At 61.6% G+C, this 26,136-nt stretch carries 30 protein-coding genes and 2 tRNA genes; 18 read left to right on the top strand and 14 right to left on the bottom strand.

Features of this window, described 5'->3' with window-relative positions:
* Positions 1 to 77 precede the first annotated feature (77 nt).
* The 3 genes from IF103_RS15485 to IF103_RS15475 all read left to right on the top strand — a co-directional run bounded on the left by IF103_RS15485 (position 78) and on the right by IF103_RS15475 (position 2,514).
* Positions 78 to 1,238 (top strand): GGDEF domain-containing protein, encoded by a 1,161-nt coding sequence (locus IF103_RS15485; RefSeq protein ID WP_027908183.1) that lies wholly within the window; start codon positions 78 to 80, stop codon positions 1,236 to 1,238.
* Positions 1,239 to 1,306: 68 nt separating this feature from the next.
* Positions 1,307 to 1,657 (top strand): hypothetical protein, encoded by a 351-nt coding sequence (locus tag IF103_RS15480; RefSeq protein WP_027908182.1) that lies wholly within the window; start codon positions 1,307 to 1,309, stop codon positions 1,655 to 1,657.
* A gap of 35 nt (positions 1,658 to 1,692) precedes the next feature.
* Entirely contained in the window at positions 1,693 to 2,514 is an 822-nt protein-coding gene (locus IF103_RS15475) for a class I SAM-dependent methyltransferase (RefSeq protein ID WP_202675461.1), read from the top strand.
* Here IF103_RS15475 and IF103_RS15470 read toward each other — a convergent pair whose 3' ends face one another.
* The 4 genes from IF103_RS15470 to IF103_RS15455 form a co-directional block, all read right to left on the bottom strand.
* Positions 2,515 to 3,282 (bottom strand): SDR family oxidoreductase, encoded by a 768-nt coding sequence (locus IF103_RS15470; protein ID WP_023381292.1) that lies wholly within the window; start codon positions 3,280 to 3,282, stop codon positions 2,515 to 2,517. It lies immediately after the preceding gene.
* Between the two features lie 23 nt (positions 3,283 to 3,305).
* Complete coding sequence (locus IF103_RS15465; RefSeq protein WP_027908181.1) at positions 3,306 to 4,373, bottom strand: phosphotransferase family protein; 1,068 nt, start codon at positions 4,371 to 4,373, stop codon at positions 3,306 to 3,308.
* A gap of 210 nt (positions 4,374 to 4,583) precedes the next feature.
* Positions 4,584 to 4,901, bottom strand: coding sequence for an SCP2 sterol-binding domain-containing protein (locus IF103_RS15460; protein ID WP_023381290.1), 318 nt, complete (start codon positions 4,899 to 4,901; stop codon positions 4,584 to 4,586).
* A gap of 52 nt (positions 4,902 to 4,953) precedes the next feature.
* Positions 4,954 to 5,664, bottom strand: a complete 711-nt coding sequence (locus IF103_RS15455) for a histidine phosphatase family protein (RefSeq protein WP_023381289.1) — start codon at positions 5,662 to 5,664, stop codon at positions 4,954 to 4,956.
* Positions 5,665 to 5,862: 198 nt separating this feature from the next.
* On the opposite strand from IF103_RS15455, the gene sohB reads away from it, so the two are divergent.
* From sohB to IF103_RS15440, 3 genes are all read left to right on the top strand, one after another.
* Positions 5,863 to 6,882 (top strand): protease SohB, encoded by a 1,020-nt coding sequence (gene sohB, locus IF103_RS15450; RefSeq protein WP_023381288.1) that lies wholly within the window; start codon positions 5,863 to 5,865, stop codon positions 6,880 to 6,882.
* A 154-nt stretch (positions 6,883 to 7,036) separates the two neighbouring features.
* A tRNA-Cys gene (locus IF103_RS15445) sits at positions 7,037 to 7,110 on the top strand.
* A 278-nt stretch (positions 7,111 to 7,388) separates the two neighbouring features.
* Positions 7,389 to 7,583, top strand: coding sequence for a hypothetical protein (locus IF103_RS15440; RefSeq protein WP_023381287.1), 195 nt, complete (start codon positions 7,389 to 7,391; stop codon positions 7,581 to 7,583).
* 1 nt (position 7,584) lies between these two features.
* Here the strand turns inward: IF103_RS15440 and IF103_RS15435 are convergent, their stop codons facing one another.
* Positions 7,585 to 7,998: a DoxX family protein gene (locus IF103_RS15435; protein ID WP_023381286.1), complete on the bottom strand. Its 414-nt coding sequence runs from the start codon at positions 7,996 to 7,998 to the stop codon at positions 7,585 to 7,587.
* Positions 7,999 to 8,100: 102 nt separating this feature from the next.
* Positions 8,101 to 8,185, bottom strand: a tRNA-Leu gene (locus IF103_RS15430).
* A 201-nt stretch (positions 8,186 to 8,386) separates the two neighbouring features.
* Between IF103_RS15430 and IF103_RS15425 the strand changes: the two genes are divergently transcribed.
* From IF103_RS15425 to IF103_RS15410, 4 genes are all read left to right on the top strand, one after another.
* Positions 8,387 to 8,677, top strand: coding sequence for a hypothetical protein (locus IF103_RS15425; protein WP_023381285.1), 291 nt, complete (start codon positions 8,387 to 8,389; stop codon positions 8,675 to 8,677).
* Between the two features lie 80 nt (positions 8,678 to 8,757).
* Positions 8,758 to 9,918 (top strand): two-component system sensor histidine kinase NtrB, encoded by a 1,161-nt coding sequence (locus tag IF103_RS15420; protein WP_023381284.1) that lies wholly within the window; start codon positions 8,758 to 8,760, stop codon positions 9,916 to 9,918.
* Between the two features lie 5 nt (positions 9,919 to 9,923).
* Complete coding sequence (locus tag IF103_RS15415) at positions 9,924 to 11,369, top strand: ATPase domain-containing protein (RefSeq protein WP_023381283.1); 1,446 nt, start codon at positions 9,924 to 9,926, stop codon at positions 11,367 to 11,369.
* Between the two features lie 3 nt (positions 11,370 to 11,372).
* Positions 11,373 to 11,726 (top strand): response regulator, encoded by a 354-nt coding sequence (locus IF103_RS15410; protein ID WP_023381282.1) that lies wholly within the window; start codon positions 11,373 to 11,375, stop codon positions 11,724 to 11,726.
* A gap of 54 nt (positions 11,727 to 11,780) precedes the next feature.
* On the opposite strand, the gene csrA is transcribed toward IF103_RS15410, so the two are convergent.
* From csrA to IF103_RS15370, 8 genes are all read right to left on the bottom strand, one after another.
* Positions 11,781 to 11,978: a carbon storage regulator CsrA gene (gene csrA / locus IF103_RS15405; RefSeq protein WP_023381281.1), complete on the bottom strand. Its 198-nt coding sequence runs from the start codon at positions 11,976 to 11,978 to the stop codon at positions 11,781 to 11,783.
* Between the two features lie 253 nt (positions 11,979 to 12,231).
* Complete coding sequence (locus tag IF103_RS15400) at positions 12,232 to 13,254, bottom strand: DNA topoisomerase IB (RefSeq protein ID WP_104883476.1); 1,023 nt, start codon at positions 13,252 to 13,254, stop codon at positions 12,232 to 12,234.
* Positions 13,255 to 13,311: 57 nt separating this feature from the next.
* A complete protein-coding gene (modC, locus tag IF103_RS15395) occupies positions 13,312 to 14,403 on the bottom strand; it encodes a molybdenum ABC transporter ATP-binding protein (protein ID WP_202675460.1) in 1,092 nt (363 codons plus the stop codon).
* Position 14,404: 1 nt separating this feature from the next.
* Positions 14,405 to 15,085 (bottom strand): molybdate ABC transporter permease subunit, encoded by a 681-nt coding sequence (gene modB, locus IF103_RS15390; protein WP_023381278.1) that lies wholly within the window; start codon positions 15,083 to 15,085, stop codon positions 14,405 to 14,407.
* Positions 15,085 to 15,843, bottom strand: coding sequence for a molybdate ABC transporter substrate-binding protein (gene modA, locus IF103_RS15385; RefSeq protein WP_023381277.1), 759 nt, complete (start codon positions 15,841 to 15,843; stop codon positions 15,085 to 15,087). Before modA ends, modB begins: the two co-directional genes overlap by 1 nt.
* 86 nt (positions 15,844 to 15,929) lie before the next feature.
* On the bottom strand, positions 15,930 to 17,003 hold the full coding sequence (locus IF103_RS15380) for an NAD(P)H-dependent flavin oxidoreductase (RefSeq protein WP_023381276.1): 1,074 nt from the start codon (positions 17,001 to 17,003) through the stop codon (positions 15,930 to 15,932).
* Positions 17,004 to 17,046: 43 nt separating this feature from the next.
* On the bottom strand, positions 17,047 to 17,217 hold the full coding sequence (locus IF103_RS15375; RefSeq protein WP_023381275.1) for a hypothetical protein: 171 nt from the start codon (positions 17,215 to 17,217) through the stop codon (positions 17,047 to 17,049).
* A 7-nt stretch (positions 17,218 to 17,224) separates the two neighbouring features.
* Positions 17,225 to 17,527, bottom strand: a complete 303-nt coding sequence (locus IF103_RS15370; RefSeq protein WP_023381274.1) for a DUF1883 domain-containing protein — start codon at positions 17,525 to 17,527, stop codon at positions 17,225 to 17,227.
* 161 nt (positions 17,528 to 17,688) lie between these two features.
* On the opposite strand from IF103_RS15370, the gene IF103_RS15365 reads away from it, so the two are divergent.
* The 8 genes from IF103_RS15365 (at position 17,689) to ahpF (ending at position 26,131) form a co-directional block, all read left to right on the top strand.
* Entirely contained in the window at positions 17,689 to 18,048 is a 360-nt protein-coding gene (locus IF103_RS15365) for a hypothetical protein (protein ID WP_104881478.1), read from the top strand.
* A 145-nt stretch (positions 18,049 to 18,193) separates the two neighbouring features.
* Entirely contained in the window at positions 18,194 to 18,844 is a 651-nt protein-coding gene (locus IF103_RS15360; RefSeq protein ID WP_104883477.1) for a c-type cytochrome, read from the top strand.
* Positions 18,841 to 19,755 carry a c-type cytochrome gene (locus IF103_RS15355; protein WP_104881480.1) on the top strand — a complete coding sequence of 305 codons (915 nt, stop codon included), beginning with the start codon at positions 18,841 to 18,843 and terminating at the stop codon, positions 19,753 to 19,755. Before IF103_RS15360 ends, IF103_RS15355 begins: the two co-directional genes overlap by 4 nt.
* An 89-nt stretch (positions 19,756 to 19,844) precedes the next feature.
* Positions 19,845 to 21,206, top strand: a complete 1,362-nt coding sequence (locus IF103_RS15350) for a UDP-glucose dehydrogenase family protein (protein ID WP_023381270.1) — start codon at positions 19,845 to 19,847, stop codon at positions 21,204 to 21,206.
* Between the two features lie 49 nt (positions 21,207 to 21,255).
* On the top strand, positions 21,256 to 22,095 hold the full coding sequence (gene galU, locus IF103_RS15345; protein ID WP_023381269.1) for a UTP--glucose-1-phosphate uridylyltransferase GalU: 840 nt from the start codon (positions 21,256 to 21,258) through the stop codon (positions 22,093 to 22,095).
* A 97-nt stretch (positions 22,096 to 22,192) separates the two neighbouring features.
* A complete protein-coding gene (gene gorA, locus IF103_RS15340; protein ID WP_202675459.1) occupies positions 22,193 to 23,548 on the top strand; it encodes a glutathione-disulfide reductase in 1,356 nt (451 codons plus the stop codon).
* A gap of 257 nt (positions 23,549 to 23,805) precedes the next feature.
* Positions 23,806 to 24,369, top strand: a complete 564-nt coding sequence (gene ahpC, locus IF103_RS15335; protein ID WP_023381267.1) for an alkyl hydroperoxide reductase subunit C — start codon at positions 23,806 to 23,808, stop codon at positions 24,367 to 24,369.
* Between the two features lie 199 nt (positions 24,370 to 24,568).
* Positions 24,569 to 26,131: an alkyl hydroperoxide reductase subunit F gene (ahpF, locus tag IF103_RS15330; protein WP_202675458.1), complete on the top strand. Its 1,563-nt coding sequence runs from the start codon at positions 24,569 to 24,571 to the stop codon at positions 26,129 to 26,131.
* The last annotated feature ends 5 nt before the right edge of the window (positions 26,132 to 26,136 follow it).

The following is a 26,136-nucleotide window of genomic DNA, read 5'->3' as shown; positions in this document are numbered from 1 at the left end:
GCTTGTCGGCCGGCCGACCCTTAGACTTCAACACAGGCCGCAGCGAAGACGGCCAGTTGCCAACATGGTGAATCACGATGATCGCCCACACTCCCACGCTGTTCGCCGCCGTTGCCCTGGTCGCGATCATCCTGGCGTTCTGTTTGCTGTTGGTTGGCCAGTCCAATCGGCGCGACAACTTGTTGCTGACCGGCTGTGGGCTGCTCGCCCACGCCTTGGCGTACGTTTGCTACACCGTTTACGGCCATGCGCCGCTGTGGCTTTCCTACGGGCTGGGCAACAGCTTGTTGTCCCTGGCGCTGGCGTTCTATTCGGCCAGCCTGTTCCGCATTCGCGAGCAGGTCGTACCCTGGCGGCTTTTGTTCATCATTCCAGTCATCATGCTGACCGGGTTGATGCTGCTGCTCGACACCCTTGAGCCACGCATGTTGCTGGCGACCCTGGTGTTGGTGGTGCAGTGTTCGATGATCCTTTATTGGTCCAGACGCTACGTCGAGCGGCCCGGCAGGGCGCATTTGCTGCTGGAGATCGGCGCCATGATCAGCCTGATCGGCCTGGGCATGCGGGCGCTGGCGGTCGTCAACGGTCATGCTGTCGAAATGCGCTATGACGTCAGCAACCTCAAGCAGAGCATTTCCGTGGCCATCGGCACGGTCACGGTGATGATGTATTCCATCGGCCTGGTGCTGATGGCCAAGGAGCGCAGTGAGTCGCGCTTGCAGCACTTGGCCCTGCGTGATGTGTTGACGGGCACCTTCAACCGCAGGGCGATCCTCGAACGCTTCGCCGTTGAGCTGGACCGTGCCCGAAACGAGCGCAGCAGCCTGGCGGTCGCCATGATCGACATCGACCACTTCAAGCGCATCAATGACCTGCATGGGCACCTGGCCGGCGATGAAGTGTTGTGCCATTGCGTGCGTGAACTGCAAATGCGCTTGCGGCTGAGTGACAGCCTTGGGCGTTATGGCGGTGAGGAGTTTCTGTTGCTGTTGCCGTGTACCGACCGCGAAGGCGCGATGGCCACCTTGCAAAGCCTGCGTGAAACCATCGCCCGCAGCCCGGCGTGTTTTGCCGGTGACGAAATTGCGCTGCGCTTCAGCGTGGGCTTGTGGTGCGGCATTCCCGGACCGCATGACAATACCGCCAGTCTGCTGGCCCAGGCCGACGCGGCGCTGTACCAGGCCAAGGCCGGTGGACGCAATGCCGTGCATATGGCGGTGCTGGTGGATACGGGTTGAAGCAGGCCATTCACGCCTGCCGCTCGCCAGTGCTAGAGTCGCGTTCTTTTTTGCCCTGAGGATGGAACATGCGAGCAATTGTGCCGATGGCCGTTGTGCTGATGCTGGCCGGCTGTGCGTCAGCAACCATGGATGCGGCGCGCAGCGCCAAGCCCACCGCGCAACTTGACTCGCACAAGGCACCTGAGTTGGTGTCCCAGTGCATCCAGTTCAGTTGGCAGGAAGAGTCGGTGTTCGGGGTCGATGCCAGCGGATATCTTGAGCCGCGCAAGCAAGGCGGCTTCACCGTCTACACCCGTGAGGCCGAGTCGTTCGTGGACGTCTACCCACAGGCCGGAGGCACGCGCGTCGATTACTATGCGCAAAAGAATGACAGCCTGGCCCTGCAACGCCGTGCAGCCGCGGCGACCTGCCTCTAAGCTGTATCGCTCACGTCGTGGCAAGGAAGCACGTTATGGATCGATCGCTACTGCTCAATCGCGCGAGCTGGGATGAGCGTGCACCGTTGCATGCCGCATCCAGGGACTATGAAGTCGAGGTGCTGGTCAGTCAGCCCGAGCACCTGAGCGAAACCGTGCGCTTCGACGTGCCACGGCTGGGTGATGTGCGTGGCCTGCGCACGGTGCACCTGCAATGCCATATCGGCACCGACACCGTGTCGCTGGCACGGCTTGGCGCGCAGGTTTGTGGGCTGGATTACTCGGCGGCTTCCCTGCTTGAGGCGCGGCGCCTGGCCGAGCGTTGCGGCGCGGCCATCGAGTATTTCGAGGCCGATGTCTATCAGGCGGAGCGGGTACTGCCTATCAGCACCTTCGACCTGGTCTATACGGGCATCGGCGCATTGTGCTGGCTTCCTCGTATCGAGCCTTGGGCGCGCACCGTAGCGGCCTTGCTCAAACCCGGTGGGCGGCTGTTTCTGCGTGATGGGCATCCAATGCTGATGGCGGTGAATGAAGACCATCGGGACCGCCTGCAGTTGGAGTACACCTACTTTGAGCAGGAGTCTCCGACGGTATGGCATACCGACCAGACCTATGTCGAGAGCGACCAGTGTCTGCTTCAAACCGAGACCCATGAATGGAACCATGGCCTCGGCGAGGTGATCAGCGCTTTGCTGGCCAATGGGTTGCAACTTTCCTCGCTGGTAGAGCACCAGAGCATTCCCTGGGAGGCCCTGCCAGGGCAGATGGACAAGGGGGCCGATGGAGAGTGGCGCTTGCGTCAGTCTCCCGAACGGCTACCCCTGAGCTACACCTTGCAGGCGATCAAGGCCTGATCAGGACAGGTAGCCACCGTCCACATTGAGCGCGGTGCCGGTGGTATAGCTGGACGCATCGCTGGCCAGGTACAGGACGGCGCCAGCCATCTCCTTGGGGTCGGCTACGCGCTTGAGCGGGATCTGCTGCAGGGCGGCATTGAGGATAGTGTCGTTCTTGACCAGTGCCGAAGCGAACTTGGTGTCGGTCAGGCCGGGCAGCAGGGCATTGCAGCGGATACCGAACTGCGCACACTCCTTGGCGAAGACCTTGGTCATGTTGATCACGGCAGCCTTGGTCACCGAGTAGATGCCTTGGAAGTGGCCGGGTGATACGCCATTGATCGATGCCACATTGATGATGCTGCCACCGCCATGCTCGCGCATCAGCTTGCCGGCCTCCACCGACATGAAGAAGTAGCCACGAATGTTCACGTCCACGGTCTTCTGGAATGCACTGAGGTCGGTGTCCAGCACGTTGCAGAACTGCGGGTTGGTGGCGGCGTTGTTGACCAGGATGTCCAGGCGACCGAACTGCTCGCGGATGCCGGCGAATACCTGCTGGATCTGCTCCATCTCGCCAATGTGGCAGGCCACCGCAGTGGCCTTGCCGCCCTGCGCGATGATGGCATCGGCCACGTGCTGGCAGCCGTCCAGCTTTCGGCTGGAGACGATCACATGGGCACCTTGCTGGGCCAGCAGATGCGCGATGGCCTCGCCGATGCCGCGGCTGGCGCCGGAAACGAAGGCGATCTTGCCGTCGAGGTCGAACAGGTGGGTCTTGGACATGCTGTTTTCCTTGTTGTCTGTCGTCAGAGCGTGGACTTGGCGATGACCTGCAGGCTCATCTGCTCCAGCAGCCGGTTCATGTGAATGAACTGGGCGAAGCGCTTGTCCTGGGTCTGGCCATGGAAGAAGCGGTAGTAGATCTGCTGGACGATGCCGGCCAGGCGGAACAGGCCGTAGCAATAGTAGAAGTCGAAGTTGTCCAGGCTGATGCCAGCGCGCTCGGCGTAGTAATCGACGAACTGGCGACGGGTGAGCATGCCGGGGGCGTTGCTTGGCTGGCGCCGCATCAGTTGAACCGGCGCCGGATCGCTGGCCTCGATCCAGTAGGCCAGGCTGTTGCCCAGGTCCATCAACGGGTCGCCGATGGTGGCCATTTCCCAATCCAGCACGCCGATGATGCGCATGGGGTTTTCGGCATCGAGAATGACGTTGTCGAAGCGGTAGTCGTTATGCACGATGCCAGGGCGTGGGTGATCGGCCGGCATCTTTTCCCGAAGCCAGGCGATGACCTGTTCCCAGCGCGGTGCATCGGGGGTCAGGGCCTTTTCGTAGCGGTTGGTCCAGCCTTCGATCTGGCGTTGCACGTAACCTTCCGGTTTGCCCAGGTCGGTCAGGCCACAGGCGTGATAATCGACTTGGTGCAGTTCCACCAGGCGATCGATGAAACTCTTGCACAGGGCTTCGGTACGCGCCGCATCGAGGTTCAATTCGGCGGGAATGTCCGAGCGCAGGATGATGCCGTTCACCCGCTCCATCACATAGAACTCACCGCCGATCAGTGAGGTATCGGTGCAATGCGCGTACGCTTTCGGGCAGTAGGGGAAGCCACTGTTGAGCTGGTTGAGAATGCGGAATTCACGACCCATGTCGTGGGCCGACTTGGCCTTCTGGCCGAACGGTGGACGGCGCAACACGAATTCGCGGCCAGGGTAGGTGACCAGGTAGGTGAGGTTGGAGGCGCCTCCGGGGAACTGGCTGATCGTCGGTACGCCATCCAGCCCACCGATGTTGGCCTTGAGGTAAGGGTCGATGACGGCCGCGTCGAGTTCTTCGCCGGGGCGTACCTGAGTGGACTGGTCAGTGAGCGTCATGCGTTTTCCTTATTTTCGGTCGCGAGGACTATTGGCTAATCTAATGGCCTGTCGGCCGTGGAACAAGCGTGCCAAGTGTCATATAGGTACGGGTGTTGCCGGCCGATCAATCCCCCTGATAGGCATCTGATGCTTCCCTGTGAGACACAGGCAAAAAAAAACCGAAGCCCGGCAGGCTTCGGTTTTCGTCGCGATTGATGTACCCGCCACTCAGGCCGGGAACAGCTCGCTGAGCTTCATCGACAGCATCATGTCGCCTTCGACGCGCAGCTTGCCGCTCATGAAGGCCTGCATGCCATCGGTGTCACCGCTGACGATACCCTTGAGGGTTTCGCTGTCCAGCACCAGGGTGCAGTTGGCGTCTGCGTTCTCGCCTTCCTGGATTTCGCAGGTGCCGTCCTTGACGAGCAGTGCGTAGTGCTTGTCTTCGTCGGTGATGTTGAAGCCGAACACCAGGTCAAGACCGGCGGCGGCTGCCGGATTGAACTTTGCTTTCATCGCTTCGACGGCTTTAGCTACATCGCTCATGGTGTATTCCTTGTTAAGTAATATTCGCGTCCCAAGGGACAACAAACCGGGCTCATCGATAGGTGACAAGCTCCGGCGCCCTCAACAGCTGCACATGGGCTTGGCTGTTGAAGGAAGCCAGTGACACATCGTTGCCGCGAAACTTCAGCAGGCTGAGCGATGTGTTGATGATCTGCCAGTTCAGCGCGAAGGCTTGGCTGGGGGTTATCCGGGTGACCAGGTGGAGCAGGGCGGCAATGGTACCGCCGGAAGTGAACACGGCAATGTTGTCGCCGCTGCCAGCGCCCTCCAGTACGCGCTGCAGCCCACCGTTGACGCGAGCGGTGAAGGCTTGCCAGGTTTCCAGGCCGTCGTATTCATGGTCGCCATCGTGCCAGCGCTGCACCATGAGCGCGAACAAACGCTGGAACTCGCTGCGATTCTGCGTAGGGTTGCGCAGCACATGCAGCGCTTCTGGTTCCACAGCCATCAGGCTAGGGAGCAGGGCGCGGATGACGCCATCGGCATTGAATTCATTGAACGCATCATCGGTTTCTACCGCCGGGACCTGGCTGCCATGACCCTGCAAGGCTTCGAGCGCCAGGCGCGCGGTATCTTGCTGGCGCCGCAGGCTACCGGCTATGCAGCGGTCCAGCCGCACACCGAGCTGAGCCAGATGCTCGCCCAATGCCTGGCTCTGGCGCACACCGACGGGCGAGAGGACGTCGTAGTCGTCGGCACCGAAGGAGGCTTGGCCATGTCGGATCAGATAGAGGTTGCCCACAGAGGTATCCGGCCGGTTGGAGGTTGCTGGGAGGTTAGGATGCGGCACACAGGCTGTCAACGAAAAAACATACAAGCGTTTGAAAAGGTTGTTTGAAAGATGTTGCCAGCCTTTACCCCGGCTGGCAGCGCCTTAGGCTCGTCGGTATGCTTGCATCAGTGTCGCGTCGTTCAGGCGCTGTTCTATCAAGGAGTCAACGTGGAGTTTCTTGCCGAATACGCAAGCTTTCTCGCTAAAACCGCCACCCTGGTGATTGCCATCCTGGTGGTGTTGTCCGCCATTGCCGGCATGCGCGGCAAAGGGCGGCGCAAGTCGGGTGGGCAGTTGCAGGTCACTCGCCTCAACGAGTTCTACAAAGAGTTGCGCGAGCGCCTGGAGGCTGGTCTGCTCGACAAGGCCCAGCTCAAGGCGTTGCGCAAGCAGCAGGCCAAGGCGGAAAAACAGCAGAAGAAGGGCAAGGCCGAAGAGAAGCGTCGGGTATTCGTGCTCGACTTCGATGGCGATATCAAAGCTTCGGCCACCGAAAGTTTGCGCAATGAGATCACCGCGCTGCTGACCCTCGCCACGCCACGAGATGAAGTGGTGCTGCGTCTGGAAAGCGGCGGCGGCCTAGTGCACAGCTATGGGCTGGCGGCATCGCAACTGGCGCGTATCCGTCAGGCCGGCATACCGCTGACCGTGTGTATCGACAAGGTGGCGGCCAGTGGTGGTTACATGATGGCCTGCATTGGCGAGAAGATCGTCAGTGCACCGTTCGCCGTACTTGGATCGATCGGCGTGGTGGCGCAACTGCCTAACGTCAATCGCCTGCTGAAGAAGCACGACATCGACTTCGAGGTGCTGACCGCCGGCGAGTACAAGCGCACCCTGACCGTCTTCGGCGAGAACACCGAAAAGGGCCGGGAGAAATTCCAGGAAGACCTGGATATCACCCACCAGCTGTTCAAGGACTTCGTCTCTCGTTATCGCCCGCAGTTGCACATCGATGAAGTGGCGACCGGCGAAGTGTGGCTGGGCGTAGCGGCGTTGAACCGCAAGTTGGTGGATACGCTGCAGACCAGCGACGAATACCTCAGTGAGTGTGCTCGCGAGGCCAACCTGTTCCATGTGCATTACGCCGAGCGCAAGAGCCTGCAGGAGCGCATCGGCATGGCGGCCAGCGGCACGGTTGAGAATGCCGTGGTCGGGTTGTGGAGCAAACTTGGCCGTCTGCGCTAACACGTTGAACCCCTTGAATATTTTTTCTGTTCAGGGGGTTGCAAGGCGCAAAGAATGCAGACATAATGGCGCCCATCGAAACGCAGCGAACTTTGAAAAAGGTTCAGTGTTTCAAGGAGATAGCAAAGCGAAAGCAGCTAGATCCGAACTTTGAGGCCGAGTAGCAAAGTGGTTATGCTCCGGATTGCAAATCCGTCTACGCCGGTTCGATTCCGACCTCGGCCTCCACTATTCGAAAGCCCCGCAGATGAAAATCTGCGGGGTTTTTTCTTGTGTGCGTCCAAAAAAGAAAACCCGCCGAATAGGCGGGCTGAAAGAACGTACGGAGAGCCTGCAGTCTGTCCCGCGCGTTGTCAGAATTTCGTGAAGCGCAGGTTGCAAGGTCATCGATCAAAAAAAAGCCCGCCAGGCGGCGGGCAATCAACGTATTGAAGGGAGAGCCTGTAGGATGGTGCCTGCCGGTTAACCCAGCGTTAAGTCCTCTCTCCATTGCACCGAGAACTCCCATGCGCGACGAAGACGATCTGCACGAACCCGAGCACGACCATTTGCTCGACCACGAATTCCTCTATGACGAAGGCGACGCGTTTGAGGCCGATGCCCAAGGCGCCGAGGACGAGACCGAGCAAGACATGCTGGATGATCTCGACGATGAAGAGCGCGATCATCCAGCCTGGCACGACGACTGCGAAGACGATTGAATCAGCGACCGTCCAAAGAGAAGCGCCCCGGGCCGCTCACGGCCAGCAGCAACATTCCACCGACAATGCTGAGGTTTTTCAGAAACTGAGTCATGTTGGCACTACGCTCGGGGTCGACCATGTTCCAGAACGGGTGCCCCAGAAGCGCCGTGCCCAGTACGAACAGGGCGAACAGGAAGGCCAGCGGGCGGGTGTAGAATCCCAGGATCAGCACGATCCCGACAAAGAACTCCATGATGACTGCTATGGCCGCTGCCAGCATCGGGGCAGGGGCGCCCAGTGATGTCATGTAACCGACGGTACCCTCGAAGCCGGTCAGTTTGCTCCAGCCTGAGAGCACGAACAGGATCATCAGCAACACGCGGGCAATCAGGATGATGAGGTCGCGTTGACCATCGAACAGGGTGTAGCGCATGGTGGCATTCCAGTGGACGGTGACACACTCCACTCTAGCAGTTGCGCTGGGGTTTTCCGGCGGGCAGCAAAAAGGCGCCGCAAGGGCGCCTTTTCTGGAATTTGGTGCGAGTGGCGGGACTCGAACCCGCAAGGCTCACGCCGACAGATTTTAAGTCTGCTGTGTATACCAATTCCACCACACTCGCACGCTTGAAAGGGTCGTGGCGACCGGCGCGCTTCTAGGCAGAAGGGCCTGACAATCAAGCGCGCTTTATAACCCATTGTTATAGTTGAGTCAACTGCAGAGCCTACTCTCAAAAAGATACAGGTCGGTCGCACAGGTCGTTGACACAGGGATGTCATTAGGCCACTGTCGCCTGATTATTGGATCCAAAGAGGGAAATGCCATGGTTCGGGCCGCACCCACCGCTGTTGATGAGGCTCGCCTCGTCCGCCCTCGGCTGGTCTGGCGTCTAGTGTTCATCCAGGTGCTGCTCATGGGAGGCTTTTTGTATGTGAGCCTGTTGTGCCTTGGCGGTTTCCTGTTGATGGTGGGATTTGACGACCAGCACTCCCAAGCGCAGCGTCTGATGGCGCTGGCAGGTGGTGGCCTGATTCTGCTGGTAAGCCTGTGGCTGCTGAAAGTCGCAATGCCTCGGCGGCTGGTTCCCGTACTGGTCGAGCGTGATCGTCAATAGGTAGTTACAGCAGCAGGGGAAACAGGCATGCTTGGCTAGATTCACTATAAACATCCCGCTGTGGCTGCCTGGGAGTCCGCATGGTTTCAGCTGCCCCCTTCAACCATCCCGTCATGCCGGCCAACCGCTACGAGCAGTTGGTGCAGTCGGTGGTCGACTATGCCATCTATATGCTTGACCCCACCGGGCACGTGGTGTCCTGGAATGCCGGTGCCGAGCGGATCAAGGGTTACCGTGCCGAAGAGGTGATCGGCCAGCATTTCTCGTTGTTCTTCACTGAGCAGGATTGTGCGCAAGGGCGTCCCGATGTGTTGCTTCGCCAGGCGCTGGAGCAGGGCGTTGCGCAGGATGAAGGCTGGCGTGTGCGCAAGGACGGTACCCAGTTCTGGGCGCTGGCCGCGCTGGACGTGATCCGCGACTCCCAAGGGCAAGTGGTCGGGCTGGCCAAGGTCACGCGGGACATCACCGACCGGCGCGACTCGGCCTTGCAGCTCGATGCCATGCGCGCCCAGCTGTTCCAGGCACAGAAGCTCGAAGCCCTGGGCCAGTTGACGGGTGGCCTGGCCCATGATTTCAACAACCTGCTGACCATCATTCTCAACTCGGCCCGGATGGCGCTGGTCAGTCAGGACCCGAAACGGGTCCAGCGGATGCTGGAGCATATTCTCGACGCGGGCAAGCGCGGCACGGAGCTGACTCAGCAACTGCTCAGTTTCGCTCGTCACCGTCAGCTGGATGTCACGCGAATTGCCCCTGCTGAACTGATCGCCTCCACCCGAGGTCTTCTGGAGCATGCCTTGCCCAGCGACATCGAGCTCAACGAGCGCCTGCAACCTGACTTGCCGTTGATCGAGGTCGACGCCGGGCAATTGCAGATGGTGCTGCTCAACTTGCTGTTCAACGCGCGCGATGCCATCGAAGGACCGGGTCAGATCAATATCGAGGTGGATGCCGTGGAGCTTGCCGGTGAAGTGGAGGGGCTGCGCGGGCGCTACGTGCGATTCGAAGTCCGGGATACTGGCGCGGGCATTGACCCACAGACGTTGCCGCGCATCTTCGAGCCTTTTTTCACCACCAAGGCGTTTGGCAAGGGCACCGGGCTTGGCCTTAGCCAGGTGTATGGCTTTGCCAAGCAAAGCAACGGCGCAATCTGCGTGGAAAGCGCGACCGGTCAGGGCACATGCATGAGCCTTTACTTGCCGGTGTATCAACACGAAGCGGAACCTACAACTGACAGGTAAGCGCCATGGTCCAGTCTCTGAGCAGGTTGGTGACGGGTATCGCGGGGCTCGATGCCCTGCTCAAGGGCGGCCTGGTCACCGGGGCCTCCTACATCATTCAGGGGCCGCCTGGTGCCGGCAAGACCATCCTGGCAAATCAGCTGGCTTGCGGGCATGTACTCAACGGCGGTCGTGTGCTGGTAGTGACATTGCTCAGCGAGTCCCACGAACGGCTGTTCCAGTACATGGGAACCCTCGAGTTCTTCGACCCGGTTCTGGTGGGTGATCAGATCCAGTTCGTCAGTGCCTTCGATACCCTGGAGCAGGAAGGGCTCGAAGCCGTGGTCAGGCTGCTGCGCCAGGAGATCGGCCGGCATCAGGCCAGTTTGCTGATCGTCGATGGCGTGCTCAATGCCCGGGCGCGGGCGGACTCGGCGCTTGAAACCAAGAAGTTCGTGTCTGAATTGCAGGGGCATGCAGCGTTCGCTGGTTGCACGGTGCTGCTGCTGACCAGTGCCCGACTCGATGAGGGTAGCCCCGAGCACACCATGGTCGATGGTGTCATCGAGTTGGGTGAGCAACTGGTAGGCAGCCGTGCGGTGCGGCATATACAACTGCGCAAGACCCGAGGGAGCGGCGCCTTGTCGGGGCGCCACGAGTGCCTGATCGACGAGGCCGGGATGCATGTCTATCCGCGCCTGGAGTCACTGTTCAGTCGTCCCAGCCATACCGGCGCTGCCAGCCTCAGTCGCGTGACCAGCGGGGTGCCAACGCTGGATGAAATGCTCGATGGTGGCCTGGCCTCAGGCTCGGTCAGCCTGGTGATGGGGCCCTCGGGGATCGGCAAGACATCGTTGGGCCTGGCGTTTCTCGCCGCCAGCAGTGCGCAGGCGCCGGGCCTGCACTTCGGCTTCTACGAGACGCCAGAGCGGCTGCGCCTGAAGGCGGCATCGCTGGGCTACGATTTTGCAGCGCTGGAGCGCGACGGTGCCCTGCAGTTGTGCTGGCAGCCCACCACCGAAGGGTTGCTGGACCAGGTGGGCGCACGCCTGCTCGCGCAGGTGGAGGCGCTGGGGGCCAAGCGGGTGCTGATCGACAGCCTGGGGGCATTCAGTCGCCTGGCCATCGACCCGGCCCGGCTCAACGCCTTTTTCCGGGCCTTGACCGGAGAGCTGCGTGCTCGCGACATCAGCGTCCTGCTGACCTGGGAAATGCGCGATATATTCGGCTCGGAAATCACCGCCCCGGCTCCGGACCTATCGAGCATCGTCGACAACCTCATGCTCATGCGCTTCGTCGAACTGGATTCGCAATTGCGGCGTATGCTGTCGATTCTCAAGGTGCGCGACAGCCATCATGACCCCGCGCTGCACGAGATGCGCATGGGGCCGCAGGGGGTCTCTCTGCGCAAGGCCTTCGAGGGCGCGTGCGGGGTGCTCTCGGGCACGCCGGTGCCGCCGGCGAGTGGGTAGGCCATGAACACCATCCTGATCGTCGATGACGAGTACCTGATTGCCGATATCCTCGGTTTCGCCCTGGAGGACGAGGGTTTCCTGGTGGAAAAGGCAAGCAATGGCCGTAAGGCCCTGGAGGCGCTTCAGGACAAACGCGTGGAATTGGTGATCACCGACTACATGATGCCGGTGCTCAATGGCGAGGAGTTGGTGCGGGCGATTCGCGACGAACTGCAGCTGCACGACCTGCCAGTGATCCTCATGAGCGGCGCTCAGGCCAGCCAAGGACGCCCGGAACTGTTCGCCGCGGTGTTCGACAAACCGTTCGACATGGACAAAATGATCGCCAAGGTGCGCGAACTCCTGGGCACCTGAGGCGAGCGCGTGCCGTCAGATCAAGCGCGTCCGTGCGACTTGAGGCAACGCGACTCAGTGCGAGTCGTCGTGTTTTTCCGGTGCTGGGTTGCCAGCCTGGATGCGTTTGAAGATTTCTTCACGATGAACCTGTACATCCTTCGGTGCATCGATGCCAATCCTCACCTGCATCCCTTTAACGCCCAGAATGGTGACTTTGATGTCATCGTTGATGACGATGCTTTCGCCAACCTTACGGGTGAGTATCAGCATGTAGTTCTCCTTGGTGGTGTCGATATCCGCGTGGCCATTTGGCGAGGCGGTGGGAGCTGGTCCCTCTTCCTTCTCATTAAAGACGCTTTCGGCGGATAGTAATTCCCCGGAATACAAATTCTGTAGCGTGTCTTTAGTCGCAGGTGCCGACGAAATCTGCTTTGGCAGCGTCGGCGAAGGTGCTCGCTGGCAAGAATAGGGGGCTTCGAGGCAGATGGGAAATTTCCTTGCATGATGGGCCAGATAGCAAGGCTCAATGGGCCTGCGAATTTTCCAGCGCCTGCAGGAACAGCAGCAAGGCTACCTCCTCAGGCTCCAGTCCCTGCCGGTTGCGGCTGCGGGGCAATGCAGCCAGTTGCCCGAGATGGAAATGCTCCAGTACCGCCGGGTGGATGTAGCAGCGCCGGCACACCGCGGGAGTGTTACCCAGCCGGCTGGCAACCTGCCTGACGATGGCTGCCACCTGGCGTTTGGCTTCGCTTTCCGGCTCCCAGGCCAGAGGCCTGAGCAGGCTCAGGGCAAGGCTGCTACCGGCCCAGGTGCGATAGTCCTTGGCGGTGAAGTCGGCGCCGGTCAATTGCTGGAGGAACTGGTTGATATCGCTTGAGCCGATGCTGCGGCGCTGGCCTTGCTCATCCAGGTACTGGAACAGTGTCTGCCCAGGCAGCTCGATACAGCGCTTGAGCAGGTTCGCCAGGCGTCGGTCGCGCAGGGTCACATCATGCTCGACGCCGCGCTTGCCGCGGAACTGGAAGCGTATGGTGCTCCCTTCGACGGTGACGTGGCGATTGCGCAGGGTGGTCAGGCCATACGACTTGTTATCGCGCAGGTACTGTGGGTTGCCGATGCGAATCAGGGTGCTGTCGAGCAGGCTCACCACCAAGGCGATGATTTTCTCTCGATCCAGCCCCGGGCGCGCCAAGTGGCTGTCGATATGCTTGCGCAGCTTGGGCAGGGCCCTGGCGAAGGCCAGCATGCGCCCGAACTTGTGCTGGTCGCGCAGCTCGCGCCATTGAGTGTGGTAGCGGTACTGCTTGCGGCCACGGGCGTCGCGGCCAGTGGCCTGCAGATGGCCCTGTGGGTCCAGGCATATCCACACATCGGTATAGGCGGGGGGGATGGCCAGGGCGGCGATCCGCGCGAGCGTCTCGCCATCGCGCACCCGCTGGCCCTCTGGGTCCAGGTAGATGAACCGACCACGCCATTTGCGCCTGGTCAGTCCTGGTTGGGTGTCGTCGACGTAGTGCAAGGTCGCGGGCAGGGGGTGGTCGAGCATCGCTGGCAGGCCTCGATCAGTGCTATGACCAATGGACAGCAGGCGTGCGACGGATGCTCAGCTCAACAGTGCTACCGATTTGATCTGGGCAATCAACGCCTGACCTGGATGCAGGTCGAGTTGGTCGGCAGAAAACCGGGTGATGCGCGCCAGCAAGGCGTTGTCGCCAGCATCGAGGCTCACCAGCACGTGCGCAGGGTTGTCTGCAGGGCGACATTCGCGCACGCGCACCGCCAGCCGGTTAAGGATGCTGGACGTGCTGTCTGCGCCAAGCGCGAGGCTCACATCACGGGCCTGAACTTTGACCCGCAGCGTGCTGCCCAGTGCGTGGGGCGGATGCGCGATGCGCAGCACAGGGCCATCGCTGCCGGGCAGGCGCAGGTCGAGCAGATCGTAATGCGCGTCGTGACCGACCACCCGGCCTTCGAAGACCACCCCGGCCTCTTCGCCCTGCGCCAACGGTAAGTCCAAGCGGGCGAGGGTTTCGCCAATCGGGCCACTGGCGACTGCCTTGCCTTGCTCCAGGAGTACCAGGTGGTCCGCCAGCCGTGCCACTTCGTCCTGAGCATGGCTGACATACACAAGGGGAATGTCCAGTTCATCGTGCAGGCGCTCAAGATACGGCAGGATCTCACGCTTGCGAGGCCCGTCCAAGGCCGCCAGCGGCTCGTCCATCAGTAACAGGCGCGGGCTGCTGAGCAAGGCGCGTGCAATGCCGACTCGTTGCGCCTCGCCACCCGACAAGGTGGCTGGCTTGCGCGCAAGCAAAGGGCCGATGCCCAGCAACTGGCACGCTTGCTCCAGGCCGACCTTGCGTTCGCCCGCGGGCACCCGGCGCCAGCCGAATTCCAGGTTGCCGCGCACCGACAAGTGCGGGAACAGGCTCGCTTCTTGGAACACGTAGCCCACCGGGCGCAGGTGGGGAGGCTGGAAAAAGCCGCGAGCGCTGTCTTCCCAGATCTCGCCATTGACCTCGATGTAGGCGCTGGCGGCGCGCTCCAGGCCCGCCAGGCAGCGTAGGCACGACGTCTTGCCAGACCCGGAGTGGCCAAACAGTGCACTGATCCCGCGCCCCGGCAGGTGCAGGTCGACATCCAGGGTGAAGTCCTCGCGGGCCAGCTCGAGGCGCGCCACGATCGTCGTGCTCATGTCAGCTCCAGCCCGCTTTGCTGCGGCGCCCGGCGTACAGCAAGAGCAGCACGAGGAAAGAGAATACCAGCATGGTCCCGGCCAGCCAGTGCGCTTGCGAATAGGCCATGGCTTCGACGTGATCGAAGATCTGAACGGAGACCACGCGGGTCTTGTCCGGAATATTGCCGCCGATCATCAGCACCACGCCAAACTCGCCGACGGTATGGGCGAAGCCGAGGATAGTGGCGGTGACGAAGCCAGGGCGTGCCAGCGGTAGCACAACGTGCACGAAGGTGTCCCAAGGGCTGGCACGCAGAGTGGCGGCCACTTCCAGCGGGCGCTGGCCTATGGCGCTGAAGGCGTTCTGCAACGGCTGCACCACGAACGGCATGGAGTACACCACCGAGCCGATGACCAGCCCGCTGAAGCTGAACACCACGCTGCCCAGGCCAAGCGCCTGAGTAGCCTGGCCGACCCAGCCGTGCGGACCGAGGGCAATCAGCAGGTAGAAGCCAATGACCGTGGGTGGCAATACCAGGGGCAGTGCCACCACGGCGCCTACCGGCCCGCGCAGCCACGAGCTCGTGCGCGCCAGCCACCAGGCGATGGGGGTGCCTAGGATCAGCAGAATCAAGGTGGTCAGGCTGGCCAGTTTGACGGTCAGCCAGAGGGCACCCAGGTCACTGGCGTCCAGTGGCATCAGATTTCATATCCGTAGGACTTGATCACTGCTGCTGCCTTCGGGCCCTTCAGGTACGCGACCAGCGCCTTGGCGGCTGCGTTGTCCTTGCCTTTTTTGAGAATCACCGCGTCCTGACGGATCGGGGCGTGCAGGTTGGACGGTACGATCCACGCCGAACCGTTGCTCACCTTGCCGTCCTTGTAGATTTGCGACAGCGCGACGAAACCCAGTTCGGCGTTGCCGGTGGAGACGAACTGGAAGGCCTGGGTGATGTTCTGGCCCTCGACGATCTTGCTCTGGGTGGCTTCTTTGAGCCCCAGCCTGTCCAGCACCTGTGTGGCGGCCAGGCCATAAGGCGCGGTCTTGGGGTTGGCGATGGACAGGTGCTTGAAGTCGTTCTTCTTCAGCACTTCACCCTCGGCGTCCACGTAGCCTTCCTTGGCCGACCACAGTGCCAGGGTGCCCACGGCGTAGGTGAAACGCGAGCCTGGGACGATTTCCTGTTCGTGTTCGAGTTTGGCCGGTGTGCTGTCGTCGGCCGACAGAAACACGTCGAAAGGTGCGCCGTTCTTGATCTGGGCGTAGAACTGGCCAGTCGCCCCGTAGGCGGCGACCAGCTTGTGCCCGGTGTCCTTCTCGAAGTCTTTGGCGATGGCCTGGATAGGCGCGGTGAAGTTGGCTGCCACCGCCACCTGGACCTCATCGGCCCAGGCACTGTTGAGTGAGACCAGGCTGGCCAGGGCGGTGACAGCCAGGTGGGACAGGCGGATACGCATGAAGACGGCTCCAGAGGGTTATCGTTATAGCCTGAACTATATAGCGATAAACTGTTCGCGTGGAAGAGGCCGGCGTGTTGGGGGATTCAGCGGGTAATCAGCGCCAGTGCCTTCTCGGCGATCTCGCGGGTCAACTGCTCGGCCGGCATCGGCCTGCCCAGCCGCAAGGCCTGCCCTGACCACAGGTTGCTGAAGTCGCTGGCGCCTCGTGGGTCGCTGACTGCCCGCAACGGCATCAGCGCACCGCCTGCCAGGGGGAAGCGTGGGGCCAGTTCGCTCATGGCGCCCAGCTCGCGCATGATGCGGTTGTTGATGCCTCGGGCAGGGCGCCCGGTGAACAGGTTGGTCAGCGCGGTGTCGCTGGCCGGCGCGTTGTCCAGGGCATGACGATGGGCCGGGGACACCTTGGCTTCAGGGCTGAACAGGTAGGCGGTGCCGATCTGTACGGCGGACGCACCCAGGGCCAGTGCAGCGACCAGGCCACGGTGATCACCGATGCCGCCGGCGGCGATCACGGGTACCTGCACCGCATCGGCGATCTGCGGTACCAGGGCGAAGGTGCCGATCTGACTGTTGATGTCGTCGGTCAGGAACATGCCGCGATGGCCGCCTGCTTCATAGCCCATGGCAATGATCGCATCGCAACCATGGGCCTGCAGCCATACCGCTTCTTCGACAGTGGTGGCGCTGGACAGTACCTTGGCACCGCTGGCCTTGACCCGTTGCAGCAGCTCGGGCGCTGGCAAGCCGAAGTGGAAGCTGACCACCTCGGGGTGCAACTGCTCGATCAGCTTGCAGCTCTGTTCATCGAACGGGGCACGGTTTGACACGGGGGTCGGTGCCTCGAAGTCGACGCCCAGTTCGTCGTAATAGGGCTTGAGCGCCTGCTTCCAGCGAGCGGCCTGCTGCGCATCTGGCACCGGTGGTTGGTGGCAGAAGAAATTGAGGTTCAACGGGCCCTGGCAGGCTGCGCGAAACGTCTCGATCTCACGCCGTAGCTGCTCCTCGGTGAGCATGGCACAGGGCAGGGCACCCAAACCACCGGCCTTGCCCACCGCGATCGCCATGGCCGAGCCTGAAGCCCCGGCCATCGGTGCCTGGAGGATGGGCAACCGGATGCCCAGCAGATCGAGGATACGACGGTCGGGCCAGTGGCTCATGGGGCTCTCCTTGCGAGTGTGCGATGGGGGCTGGGTTCAGGCCTCAGAGTGCCTTGCTGACTTGAATGTCGCTGATCTTGTCTGCGTCGTCACCATGGATCTTGCGCAGGGCTTCCAGGGCTTGCTCCTGGGAGTTGTCGGGCATCAGGGCGAAGTCCCAGCGGCGCTGGCCGTCGAGCTTGTACTTGATGACGTATTTGATGGTCTGGGTCATGGCAGCCTTATCCGAGTTTCGACGACGAGCGGCGAATGATCTTGATCTTGTGAGTGAAGGTCGGCTTGCGCGTCACCGAGATCGGGCGTGAGGTCACGGTATCGAGGGTGATATTCCAGAAACCGGTGCTGGGTACGGTGATCTTGGCCGGGAAACGCTCGAAGTGGCCACCATGGTAGGTGTGGCGGCCGCCGTTCTTGAAACTGCGGAAATTGGCGTCGTTCATCAGGCGAATATTGCAGCGCTGGGAACACTCGATGACCACGATGTCGTCTTCGTTGAGGTGCTCGCGCTGGTGAATGAATTTCATGGGGGGCCCCGCAAGGTGTAATTCTGCAAACGCGAACAATACCACGATGGCGGGCGGCGCTGCCGTGCTCGATGGTCGGGCTGCAGATAAATCTGCCAAAGCAGGGAGCAAAACCGCCTGGCCGTTGTCCAACGCGGTTCCTGATGGCAGAGGTGCAGTAGATGAAGTGGTTGGTGGCGGCGTTGACCTTGGCACTCGGTGGTTGTGTCAGTGTGACGGAACTGGAGCAATCGCACGAGACGTTGGATGTCATTTCTGGCAAGACACCCCGTGAGTATGCTGATTGCGTCAAGCACAAGCTGGCAGACAGCCGAGACCCCCTGGCCGAGGAAGCGCATGGCGACGGCCTGCGCCTGATCGTGCCGCAGAAGCTCTCGGCCGGTGTCGGCCCGGCGGCGTTGGTCGATATCGACAAGCGTGGCAGCGGCAGCAGCATCAAGTTGCGCGAGCGCCTCAACAACTTCCCGTTGCGCCTGGGTGACGTGCGCACGGCAGCGACGCAATGCATCTCCGGCAGTTGACCTGGCTCAAGTAAAACGCGGTTAGCAGGCTAATTGCCATCCTCTGGTCGGCCTGGGCGTTGTTGCGACTTTCCCTGCAGGGCTAGTATCCATTTGCTTATGTTTTTTAAGCCTAAGCTTATAACAAAAGAAATGGAGATTCGTGATGACCCCGTTGAGTCGCGTCGTGATCGGCAGCCTGCTGATCCTGGCCTGGCCCGCGGCGCATGCCGCCGATGGCCAGAAAGTCTTCACCCAGGGTGGGGCCAATCCCGCCGCCATGGCCTGCCTGGGCTGCCATGGTGCAGACGGCAAGGGCATTGCCGCTGCTGGGTTCCCGCGTCTGGCCGGGCTGCCCGCCGGTTATCTGAGCAAGCAACTGCATGACTGGCGCGCCGGCAGCCGCAAGCAGCCAGTCATGGAACCCCTGGCCAAAGCGTTGACCGAGGCCGAGATCGAGGCGGTCAGCACCTACCTGGCTGGCCTGCCCGGCGACCCTTCCCCAGAACTGCGTCGCCAGCAGATCGCCAACGACAGCGTTACCCGCCTGGCGCTTTACGGTGACTGGCGTCGGCAGATCCCCGGTTGCGTGCAGTGCCATGGCCCAGGGGGCAGTGGGGTTGGCGAACATTTCCCGCCCTTGGCTGGGCAACCGGCCGGTTATCTGGCCGCGCAACTCAACGCCTGGCGCGACGGCAGTCGCAGCAATGACCCCAACCAGCTGATGGTCGGTGTGGCCAAGGCCATGACCGATGACGAGGTCACGGCTATCGCTGAGTTCTTCGCCCGTCCAGCTCGCCAGGAGGTCAAGCCATGAGACCATTGATGCCAATCGCGTTGCTGCTGGTCATGTGCAACGCCCACGCCGCCCCTGTTGCCATGGAAGACCAGTCGCAACTGAAGGTGCCCGACGCCCAGTCCTCGCCACAGTTCGTCCCGCCTTCGGAAAGCACACTGCCGGACAACGCCTTCGGCAAGATGGTACGCGAGGGACATGCACTGTTCGTCGATACCCGCAGGCTGATGCCCGAAGCCGTGGGCAATGGCATGAACTGCAGCAACTGCCACCTCGATCAGGGCCGTCTGGCCCACTCTGCGCCAATGTGGGGCGCCTACCCGATGTATCCGGCTTATCGCAAGAAAAACGACAAGGTCAACACCTATGCCGAACGCATCCAGGGGTGTTTCCAGTTCAGCATGAACGGTACACCGCCAGCGGCCGACAGCCCACAGATGACGGCGCTTTCGGTGTATTCCTACTGGCTGTCGAGCAAGGCGCCAACCGGCGTCGAGATCGCCGGGCGTGGTTACCCCGAGGTGCCGCAACCCAAGGGCGGCTATGACTTCACCCGAGGCCAGCAGGTCTACCGCGAACAGTGCGCGATCTGCCACGGCAATAACGGAGAGGGCCAGAAAGTGGCGGGCGAGTATGTCATGCCGCCGCTCTGGGGCAAGGATTCCTACAACTGGGGTGCCGGCATGCATCGGATCAACACGGCGGCCTCCTTCATCAAATACAACATGCCCTTGGGCAAGCCCGGCAGCCTGAGCGATCAGCAGGCCTGGGACGTAGCGGCCTGGGTCAACCGGCACGAACGGCCACAGGATCCACGTTTGATCGAGGGCTCGGTGGAGAAGACGCGGGTCAAGTTCCACGCCAATGACGGGGTCAACCTGTATGGGCAGAAGGTGGACGGTGTGCTGATTGGGCAAGGCACCGGTAGCTGAGGCGCATCCCCGTCCTGTCACACCTGTATCACGGCACTGTAACCACCGACAGGTAGCAATGGCTGCGTTCATGTCGAAGGAGCGCGGCCATGGAGCTTTGTGTGATCGGAGCGGGGTATGTGGGCCTGGTGACGGCGGCCTGTTTTGCCGAGATGGGTAACCGGGTGGTGTGCCTGGAACGCGACCAGCAGCGCTTGGCGCAGTTGCGCCAGGGACATTGCCCCATTCACGAGCCCGGTCTGGAGGTGCTGCTCAAGAGCGGCCTGAGCCGCGGCCAGTTGAGTTTCAGCGACGACTGGCAGCAGGCCTTGGCCCGGGCCGACGTGGTGTTCATCGCGGTCGGCACGCCTAGCCAGGAGGACGGCTCGGCTGACCTGCAGCATGTCATGGCAGTGGCGGACAGCCTGGGTCGGCACCTGCGATGCCCTTGCCTGGTGGTGAACAAGTCGACGGTGCCGGTGGGCACTGCCGAGCGTGTGGCCGCGCAGATTGCGCTGGGTTTGCGTGAGCGTCGTGCGGGCTTTGCCGTCGAGGTGGCCAGCAATCCGGAGTTTCTCAAGGAGGGCAGCGCCCTGGACGACTTCATGCGCCCGGACCGTATCGTCATCGGCAGTGACAGTGAGGCCGCCCGCCAGTTGTTGCAGCGCCTGTACGCGCCGTTCGTGCGCAACCATGAGCGCATATTGATAATGACGCCGCGCGCCGCCGAGCTCACCAAGTACGCAGCCAATGCGTTCCTGGCGACCAAGATCTCGTTCGTTAACGAACTGGCCGGCCTGTGCGCCTGCCTGGGCGTGGACATCGAACAGGTACGCCGTGGCATCGGCAGCGACCGGCGCATCGGCAGCCATTTCATCTACGCGGGTTGCGGCTACGGCGGCTCATGCTTCCCCAAGGATGTGCGTGCGCTGATTCATACCGCCGAGCAGCAAGGTTACCCGTGCGCAATCCTTCAGGCGGTGCAGGCCCGCAACGAACAGCAGAAAACCCTGCTGTACAGCGCGTTGCACCAGCACTTCGGTGGCTTCCTGCGAGGGCGGGTGGTAGCGCTTTGGGGGATGGCATTCAAACCAGGCACCGACGATTTGCGCGAAGCCCCAAGCCTGGTGTTGCTGGATGCCCTGCTGGCCTCGGGCACGCGGGTCCAGGCCTGCGATCCGGTAGCGCTGTCGGCGGTTGCCGAGCGCTACCCGTGGGCCGTAGCCAGCGGCCAGTTACGTCTGCACGATGACCCGTACGCCTGTGTCGAAGGGGCGGATGCGCTGGTTCTGGTGACCGAATGGAAGCAGTTCCGACAGCCGGACTTCCCCCGCGTACGGGGCTTGATGCGCATGCCGGTAGTGTTCGATGGGCGTAATATTTACGATCCGCTGGAACTATCTACACTGGGTTATCTCTATCATGGCATCGGTCGGCCACAGGCGGGGCATTGTAAGGTGACTGCCGCCTGATTAGACTGCGCCGAATTCCAACAGGCCTTGCCTTTGTTTAAGGACGTATATGATCAAAAAATGCTTGTTCCCGGCCGCCGGCTACGGCACCCGCTTCCTGCCTGCTACAAAAGCCATGCCCAAGGAAATGCTGCCGGTGGTCAACAAGCCACTGATCCAGTATGGCGTCGAGGAGGCCCTGGACGCCGGCCTGACCGAGATCTCCATCGTCACTGGCCGTGGCAAGCGCGCCCTGGAAGACCACTTCGACATCAGCTACGAGCTGGAAAACCAGATCAAGGGCACCGACAAGGAAAAGTACCTGGTCGGTATCCGTCGCCTGCTGGATGAGTGCTCGTTCTCCTACACCCGTCAGACCGAGATGAAGGGCCTGGGCCATGCGATTCTCACCGGCCGTCCGCTGATCGGCGACGAGCCGTTCGCCGTGGTGCTGGCCGACGACCTGTGCGTCAACCCGGAAGGTGACGGCGTTCTGACCCAGATGGTCAAGCTGTACAACCAGTTCCGTTGCTCGATCGTCGCCATCCAGGAAGTCGATCCGCAGGAAACCAATAAGTACGGTGTCATCGCTGGTGACATGATTCGCGACGACATCTTCCGTGTCACCAACATGGTCGAGAAGCCCAAGCCCGAAGACGCGCCGTCGAACCTGGCGATCATCGGTCGCTACATCCTGACGCCGGACATCTTCGACATCATCGCTAACACCGAGCCTGGCAAAGGTGGCGAGATTCAGATCACCGACGCCCTGATGCAGCAGGCGCAGAATGGCTGCGTGATTGCGTACAAGTTCAAGGGCAAGCGTTTCGACTGCGGTGGCGCCGAAGGCTACATCGACGCGACCAACTTCTGCTTCGAGAACTACTACAAGACTGGCAAGGCTTACTGATAAGCCTGGCAGGTCCAGAAGCCACCCTCCGGGGTGGCTTTTTTGTTTGCGACGGCCAACGGGGGTATGCTGGACGCCAGCCAAGGAGACTGAATACATGGCCTACGATTTTGATCTGTTCGTGATTGGCGCCGGTTCCGGCGGTGTGCGTGCCGCGCGTTTCGCTGCAGGCTTCGGCGCGAAAGTGGCGGTGGCCGAGAGCCGCTATCTGGGCGGTACGTGTGTCAACGTCGGCTGTGTGCCGAAAAAACTGCTGGTGTATGGCGCCCACGTGGCCGATGAGTTGGAACAGGCTGCCGGCTTCGGCTGGACGCTGGAAGAAGGCCATTTCGACTGGGGCACGCTGATCGCCAACAAGAACCGTGAAATCGAGCGGCTCAACGGCATCTACCGCAATCTGCTGGTCAACAGTGGCGTGAACCTGTTGCAAGGGCATGCGCGCATGACCGGTACCCACGAGGTGGAAGTGGAAGGCCAGCGCTACAGCGCCGAGCACATCCTCATTGCCACGGGCGGCTGGCCGCAGGTGCCGGACATTCCGGGCAAGGAGCTGGCCATCACTTCCAACGAGGCCTTCTACCTCAAGGACCTGCCGCGCCGCGTTCTGGTGGTTGGCGGCGGCTACATCGCGGTCGAATTTGCCGGGATCTTCCAGGGCCTTGGCGCCGATACCACGCTGCTGTACCGGGGCGATCTGTTCCTGCGGGGCTTCGATGGATCGGTGCGGACCCACCTCAAGGAGGAGCTGGAAAAGCGCGGCTTGAACCTGCAGTTCAATGCCGACATCCAGCGCATCGACAAGCTGGAGGATGGCAGCCTCAAGGCCACGCTCAAGGATGGTCGCGAGCTGCTCACCGACTGCGTGTTCTATGCCACCGGACGTCGCCCGATGCTGGACAACCTGGGCTTGGAGAATACCGGTGTGGAGCTGGATCCGCGTGGCTACATCCGGGTTGACGAGCAGTACCAGACCACCGAACCCTCGGTGTTGGCGATTGGCGATGTGATCGGCCGCGTCCAGCTGACCCCGGTAGCATTGGCCGAAGGCATGGCCGTGGCCCGGCGGTTGTTCAAGCCTGAGCAGTATCGCCCAGTGGATTACCAGAACATTCCTACCGCAGTGTTCAGCCAGCCGCCGATTGGTACGGTGGGCCTTACCGAGGAACAGGCCCTGGCGGCCGGGCACAAGGTGCAAATCTTCGAGAGCCGCTTCCGGGCGATGAAGCTGACCCTGACCGACATCCAGGAAAAAACCCTGATGAAGCTGGTGGTGGACGCCGAGACCGACAAAGTGCTGGGGTGCCACATGGTCGGGCCGGATGCAGGCGAGATCATCCAGGGCCTGGGTATTGCGCTCAAGGCCGGGGCTACCAAGCAGCAATTCGACGAGACCATCGGCGTGCACCCGACGGCGGCCGAAGAGTTCGTGACCTTGCGTACCGCCACGCGCTGACGTGTTAGAGCGGGTTCCCCACGCAGCCTTCGACGCAGTGTTGGGCACCGGCTTTGCCGGTGCTCGCGGTGAACCTGCTCCCACGGCCCACGCGGCGTATCGCGCAATCCTTTGCTCAGCGCAATCCCTTCTATTAATAAACCTCGGTTATAGCCAAAACCAATCGCAAGCATGAGCTTTGCCAATGAGCCTTTATGGGGATGAGCGGTTAGGATTCTCTCCGTCAACTGATTTCAACCCATGAAGGAGCGTCTCTCATGCCTATCATCAACAGCCAGGTCAAACCGTTCAATGCCACCGCTTTCCACAACGGCGAATTCGTTCAGGTCAGCGAAGCCGACCTGAAAGGCAAGTGGTCTGTCGTGTTCTTCTACCCGGCCGACTTCACCTTCGTTTGCCCGACCGAACTGGGTGACCTTGCTGACAACTACGAAGAGTTCAAGAAACTCGGCGTGGAAATCTACGGCGTGTCCACCGACACCCACTTCACTCACAAAGCCTGGCACGACACTTCGGAAACCATCGGCAAGATCAAGTACCCGCTGATCGGTGACCCGACCCACGTCATCTCCCGCAACTTCGATGTGCTGATCGAAGAAGCTGGCCTGGCTGATCGCGGTACCTTCGTGATCAACCCGGAAGGCCAGATCAAGATCGTCGAAATCAACGACGGTGGTGTAGGTCGCGACGCCAGCGAACTGCTGCGCAAGGTCAAGGCTGCTCAATACGTGGCTGCCCACCCAGGCGAAGTCTGCCCGGCCAAGTGGAAAGAAGGCGAAGCGACCCTGGCGCCATCCCTGGACCTGGTCGGCAAGATCTAATGTTCGCCCGATGAGTGCCAGCGCGACGACCATGCTGCGTCGAAAACAGGCTTGGCACTTCTCGAACGGATAAAGGTTCATGCACCCGTCGCGGGCGGTGAGCAGCCGCCATAGCTGAAGTTCTCACTGCCCCGTCAAACGCCCGGGCGCCATCGCCTGGGCGTTTTTGTATCCGAAGTTTGAAAAAGGAATCGCCCGTATGTTGGACGCCACGCTTAAATCGCAACTGAAAACCTACCTGGAGCGGGTCACCCAGCCGATCGAGATCGTTGCTTCCCTCGACGACGGCGCGAAGTCCCGCGAATTGCACGACCTGCTGGTGGAAATTGCCGGCCTGTCGAACCTCATTACCCTGCGCGCGGATGGTGATGACGCCCGTCGTCCCTCGTTCTCGCTCAACCGCCCGGGTGCCGATATCAGCCTGCGCTTCGCCGGCATCCCAATGGGCCATGAATTCACCTCGCTGGTGTTGGCGCTGCTGCAAGTCGGTGGCCACCCATCCAAGGCCAGCGCCGAAGTGATCGAGCAGATCCAGGCGCTTGAAGGCGAGTTCACTTTCGAAACCTACTTCTCGCTGTCGTGCCAGAACTGCCCGGACGTGGTCCAGGCGCTGAACTTGATGGCGGTACTCAACCCGAACGTGCGCCACGTGGCCATCGACGGTGCGCTGTTCCAGGATGAAGTCGAAGCCCGCAAGATCATGGCGGTGCCTAGCATTTACCTGAACGGCGAAGTGTTTGGCCAGGGCCGTATGGGCCTGGAAGAGATTCTCGGCAAGATCGACACCAATGCCGGTGCCCGCCAGGCCGAGAAGATCAACGCCAAGGACGCGTTCGACGTGCTGGTGGTCGGCGGTGGCCCAGCTGGCGCCTCGGCAGCGATCTATGCCGCCCGCAAAGGCATCCGTACCGGTGTCGCCGCCGAGCGTTTCGGCGGTCAGGTGCTCGATACCCTGGCCATCGAGAACTTCATCTCGGTACAGGAAACCGAGGGGCCGAAACTGGCCACGGCGCTGGAAGAGCACGTCAAGCAGTACGACGTCGACATCATGAACCTGCAGCGCGGTGAAGCGTTGATTCCGGCCACCGACGGCGGTTTGCACGAAGTACGCCTGGCAGGCGGTGCCTCGCTCAAGGCCAAGACCGTGATCCTGGCCACCGGCGCCCGCTGGCGCGAAATGAATGTGCCGGGCGAGCAGGAGTACCGCGCCCGTGGCGTGGCCTACTGCCCGCACTGCGACGGCCCGCTGTTCAAGGGTAAGCGTGTGGCGGTGATCGGTGGCGGCAACTCGGGTGTTGAAGCGGCCATCGACCTTGCGGGGATCGTTGCCCAGGTAACGCTGATCGAATTCGACAGCCAGCTGCGTGCCGACGCCGTTCTGCAGCGCAAGCTGCACAGCCTGCCGAACGTAAAGGTCATCACCAGTGCCCTGACCACCGAGGTGCTGGGCAATGGCGAGAAGGTCACCGGCCTGCGTTACAAGGACCGCACAACCGATGAGTCGCACGAGCTGGCGCTGGAAGGCATCTTCGTGCAGATCGGCCTGCTGCCGAACACTGACTGGCTCAAGGGTACCGTCGAGCTGTCGCCGCGTGGCGAGATCATCGTCGATGCCAAGGGCGCGACCAACATCCCCGGCGTCTTCGCTGCCGGTGACGTGACCACAGTGCCGTACAAGCAGATCGTCATCGCAGTAGGTGAGGGCGCCAAGGCCTCACTGGCGGCTTTCGATCACTTGATCCGTACGTCTGCGCCGGCGTAAGCCTG

This window comes from Pseudomonas sp. SK2, from assembly GCF_016772395.1.
Lineage (GTDB): Bacteria > Pseudomonadota > Gammaproteobacteria > Pseudomonadales > Pseudomonadaceae > Aquipseudomonas > Aquipseudomonas taiwanensis.
The sequence above is the reverse complement of the archived record's forward strand: the minus strand, read 5'-3'. Positions and strand labels throughout refer to the sequence as shown.